General features: G+C 50.3%; 4 protein-coding genes and 3 tRNA genes. All 7 read left to right on the forward strand.

The features are described 5' to 3' along the window. Positions 1–1,310, forward strand: a 1,310-nt coding sequence (locus AC5OW4_RS14545) for an ABC transporter ATP-binding protein (protein ID WP_493677148.1), incomplete at its 5' end; no start/stop codon positions are given. Between the two features lie 6 nt (positions 1,311–1,316). Further along, positions 1,317–2,105, forward strand: coding sequence for an ABC transporter permease (locus AC5OW4_RS14550; protein ID WP_072684888.1), 789 nt, complete (start codon positions 1,317–1,319; stop codon positions 2,103–2,105). Next, a complete protein-coding gene (locus tag AC5OW4_RS14555; RefSeq protein ID WP_072684889.1) occupies positions 2,102–2,905 on the forward strand; it encodes an ABC transporter permease in 804 nt (267 codons plus the stop codon). The genes AC5OW4_RS14550 and AC5OW4_RS14555 overlap by 4 nt, the downstream gene beginning before the upstream one ends. Beyond that, complete coding sequence (locus AC5OW4_RS14560; RefSeq protein WP_072684890.1) at positions 2,889–3,971, forward strand: ABC transporter substrate-binding protein; 1,083 nt, start codon at positions 2,889–2,891, stop codon at positions 3,969–3,971. Before AC5OW4_RS14555 ends, AC5OW4_RS14560 begins: the two co-directional genes overlap by 17 nt. Positions 3,972–4,114: 143 nt before the next feature. Further along, a tRNA-Cys gene (locus tag AC5OW4_RS14565) sits at positions 4,115–4,188 on the forward strand. A 6-nt stretch (positions 4,189–4,194) separates the two neighbouring features. Then, a tRNA-Leu gene (locus AC5OW4_RS14570) sits at positions 4,195–4,281 on the forward strand. 100 nt (positions 4,282–4,381) lie between these two features. Further along, positions 4,382–4,458: transfer RNA gene (locus AC5OW4_RS14575), tRNA-Arg, on the forward strand. The last annotated feature ends 101 nt before the right edge of the window (positions 4,459–4,559 follow it).

Here is a 4,559-nt window from a genome sequence, read left to right on the forward strand (position 1 = left end):
TGTTTCCGCACATGAACGTGTATGAAAACATTGCCTTCGGCTTGAAAATCAAGAAGCAGTCCAAGGACGTCATCGAACAGAAGGTCATGCGGATGCTTTCCTTAGTCGGTCTGGAAGGCTTTGAAAAACGCAACGTCACCCTGCTTTCCGGCGGTCAGCAGCAGCGTGTCGCGATTGCCCGCGCGTTGGTCAACGAGCCGGAGGTTCTGCTTTTGGACGAACCGTTAGGCGCGCTGGATCTCAAGCTGCGCAAGGAAATGCAGCACGAGCTGAAAAAAATTCAGAAGGAAGTCGGCATCACGTTTATCTTCGTTACCCACGATCAGGAAGAAGCCCTGACGATGTCTGATAAGATCGTCGTCATGAAGGATGGCGAAATCCAGCAGATAGGCACCCCGGAAGAAATCTACAACGAACCGGAAAACGAATACGTCGCCCGCTTTATCGGCGAATCGAATATCATCGACGGGGTCATGAAGGAAGACTACCGCGTCATGTTTGACGATAAGATCTATGAGTGCGTGGACTTCGGCTTTAAAAAGAATGAAAACGTCGATATCGTGATCCGCCCGGAAGACATCGACATCGTGCCGCGCGGTCAGGGGATCCTTACCGGCGAGGTCAAGTCGCTGTTGTTTAAGGGCGTCCATTACGAAATCATGGTCCAGACGGTATCCGGTACCGCGAAGACGGTTAAGATGCACGTTCTGGCCAACCATGATAAAGTGAATCCGGAAGCGCATGAAAAAATTTCTGCCAACGACTTCACGATGGACCTGGAGGACGTCGCGGAGATGACCGACGCCGACGTCATCGCCCGCGCCAACGCACAGGCCTGGGATGAGGAAGATGAATTTATTTCTCTGTCCACCGTCGATTATGACATCAAGCCGCAGCCCGGCACCTATCCGGCGACCTTCGGCACCTCCAAGGGCACCTCGATCACGATTAAAATCAGCGTCGTCGAGCCGAAGTATGTCGAGGACAACAAGCATAACATCGGCATTACCGCCTTTGACTTCTATAAAACACCGGATGAAATCAAAGAGAGCGTCGCGCTGAACACCGATTTGAAAATGTGGGCCAGCGCCGAAGCCTGGGATCTGGAGGACGACAGTCCGATCGAGATCAGCGAAGTGAAATATGACTTCGATCCGGAAACGATCACGGAAGGCGACTTCGACATCACCTTTGCGACCAAAGGCCGTATCTTCAAGATCCACACTACGGATTTCCAGGAGGAAGGCAAGAAAGTCGATCTCAAATTCGCGCCGGAGGACATTCACGTCATGTCCAAGATGGGAGTGTAAGCCGCTATGAAATCATTTGCGCGCATGCTGTATCCCTATCTGATCTGGATCGCAATCATGATTCTGGCGCCGATGCTTCTGATCGTGCTGTACGCGTTCACCAAGCAGGGCAACTCCGTACTGACGCTGCAGTTTACGCTCGATAACTTCGCCCGCTTTTTCTCCGACAGTATTTTTCCCAACGTGCTGTGGCGGTCGTTAAAGATCGCGCTGATCACGACGGTCATCTGCGTGTTGTTAGGCTATCCGGCGGCGTATTTCATCGCCAAGCTCGACGGCAACCGCAAAGCGATCATGGTTCTGCTGATCACGCTGCCGATGTGGATCAACATGCTTGTCAGAACCTACGCCTGGCGCGGCATTCTGCTGAACTTTCCGGTCAGCAGCGAATTCAAGGTGTTTGTCGGCATGGTTTATAACTTTATTCCCTTTATGATTTTACAGATCTATACGTCGCTGACTAAAATGGATCAGAGCCTGTTAACCGCGGCGGAGGATTTGGGCGCCAACAAGGTGCAGACCTTCCTGCGCGTCACGCTGCCGCTGTCAATGCCGGGCGTCATTTCCGGCATTACGCTCGTCTTTCTGCCGGCGGTATCGAGCTTCTTCATTCCGAAGCTTCTGGGCGGCGGCGATTACGTTTTGGTCGGCAACCTGATTGAGAACTACTTCATTTCTACCGGCGACTGGAACTTCGGCTCGGCGATTTCGCTGATCATGGCGGTGATCATCATGATCTCGATGTTTATCACCAAGAAGGTCGACTATGAGAATAAGGGGGAAACCCGCGCATGAAAAAACTGAAATCCTTGTTTTCCCGGTTTTATCTGTTACTGGTTCTCGCATTCTTCTATCTGCCGATTCTCTATGTCATCGTCTTCTCCTTCAACGACAGTAAGTCGTTAAGCAAATTCACCGGTTTCTCACTGCAGTGGTATGAAAAGATGTTCGCCAACCGCACGATTATGGAGTCGATCTATTACACTGTGGTCATCGCGGTCATCGCAACGGTGGTTTCCACGATCGTCGGCACGATCGCGGCGATCGGTCTGTCCAAATCCAGGCGGATCGTCAAGGAACTCACGCTGCAGATCAACAATCTGCCGATGATGAACCCGGAAATCGTCACGGCGATCGGCTTGATGCTTCTGTTTACTTCGTTAAATATTAAAACCGGCTTCATGACGCTGTTATTGGCGCATATCGCATTCTGTATTCCCTACGTCATGCTCAGCATCATGCCCAAGCTCCGCCAGATGGATCCCAACCTGCCGGAAGCTGCGCTGGATCTGGGCGCGACCCCATGGCAGGCCCTGACGAAGGTCATCGTTCCGGAGATCATGCCGGGCATCGTTTCCGGTGCTTTGATCGCCTTCACGATGTCGTTTGACGACTTCGTCATCTCATTCTTTACAACCGGTCCGGGCATCAACAACATCTCGATTTACGTTTATTCGATGTACAAGCGGATCAATCCGAGCATCAACGCGCTGTCCACGATCATTGTGGTGATGATCACCGTCGTTCTGATTCTGGTCAACGTCGTTCCGCTGATGAAAGAAAGGAAATTGAAGAAAAATGAAAAACTGGGTTAAACTGGGTTTGTGCGGCCTGATGGTCGTTGCGCTTGGCGGCTGCGGGGGCGGCGGCAAGAGCGACATTGATCCGCAGGAGGTCTACGGCTGCAGCACGCTGAACGTCTACAACTGGGGCGAATATGTCGGGGAAAACGTCCTGTCCAACTTTGAAAGACAGTACAATGTCAAAATCAATTACTCCATGTTTGCCTCCAACGAGGAAATGTATACGAAGCTGCTGGGCGGCAGTCAGTATGACGTGCTGGTGCCTTCCGATTACATGATCGAGCGGATGATCGACGAAAATATGCTTCAGCCGCTGGATAAGTCGATGATTCCGAATCTGGCGAACCTGGCCGACGGCGTCAAGGGTTTGTCCTACGATCCGGATAACACCTACTCTGCGCCATATTTCTGGGGCATGGTCGGAATTGTCTACAACAAGAACAACGTCGATCCGGCAGATGTGGAATCGCAGGGCTTCGACGTGCTGCGCAATGAGAAATACAAGGGACATGTGTTCGTCTATGACTCCGAGCGGGATTCGTTCATGATGGCGTTTAAGGCGCTGGGGTATTCGATGAATACAGAAAATGAAGACGAGATTCAGGCAGCTTATGAATGGCTGCTGGACATGGATAAGAAGGTCGATCCTTCCTATGTGACAGATGAAGTCATCGACGGCATGGTCACCGGCGAAAAGGATATCGCCGTCGTTTACAGCGGCGACGCGGCTTATATTCTGTCTGAAAATGAGGACATGGCTTACTGGCTGCCGGAGGAAGGCACGAACCTGTGGAGCGACGCAATGGTCATCCCGGCGAATGCGAAATGTCCGAAGCTGGCCAATGAATTCATCAATTACATTTTGTCTGACGACGCTTCCTATGACAACTCCAGCACGGTCGGCTATGCTTCCAGCAACAAGAATGTGCTGGAAGAAATGAGCGCCGTGGGTGGAGAATATGATGGAAATCCGGCGTATCTGCCGCGCGTTGGTTATCCGAAGGATGAAGTATTCAAGCACAATGAGGTTTTAAAAAAGAAACTGGCAGATCTGTGGATCAAAGTTAAAAACAGTTAAAAAGCTGAGTCTTTGTGGACTGAGCGTATGAAAAAAGGCGTCGCAATCGGCGCCTTTTCCGTTTTGAAAAACGCCGAAAATCGTTTCATTTTAGCCTTGCATTTTGATAGGAGTTCATATATAATAATAAAGCACAGCGAAATGGTACCTTAGCCAAGTGGTAAGGCAATAGACTGCAACTCTGTGATCGCCAGTTCAAATCTGGCAGGTACCTCCAACAAATGGGGATGTGGCGGAATCGGTAGACGCATCGGACTTAAAATCCGGTGATGGAAACATCGTACGGGTTCGAGTCCCGTCATCCCCACCAATCCTAAAAATCAAGCTGTGAAAAAATAAAAAAAGTTGTTGCAAATCAACACGAACTCTGTTATAATAACAAAGCGTTGTTGATAAGAACAACAAGATACGCGCCCATAGCTCAACTGGATAGAGCGTTTGACTACGGATCAAAAGGTTGCGGGTTCGATTCCTACTGGGCGCGCCATTTTATTAAAAAAAACAGTTCCCATTGGGAACTTATATTTCGGGATGTAGCACAGCTTGGTAGTGCACTTGATTTGGGATCAAGGGGTCGCAGGTTCAAAT

The organism is Holdemania sp., from assembly GCF_986127675.1.

Bases quoted from the DNA above. Each gene is read 5' to 3' on its own strand.
- AC5OW4_RS14550 (WP_072684888.1), top strand. From the start codon at position 1,317: ATGAAATCATTTGCGCGCATGCTGTATCCCTATCTGATCTGGATCGCA.
- AC5OW4_RS14555 (WP_072684889.1), top strand. From the start codon at position 2,102: ATGAAAAAACTGAAATCCTTGTTTTCCCGGTTTTATCTGTTACTGGTT.
- AC5OW4_RS14560 (WP_072684890.1), top strand. From the start codon at position 2,889: ATGAAAAACTGGGTTAAACTGGGTTTGTGCGGCCTGATGGTCGTTGCG.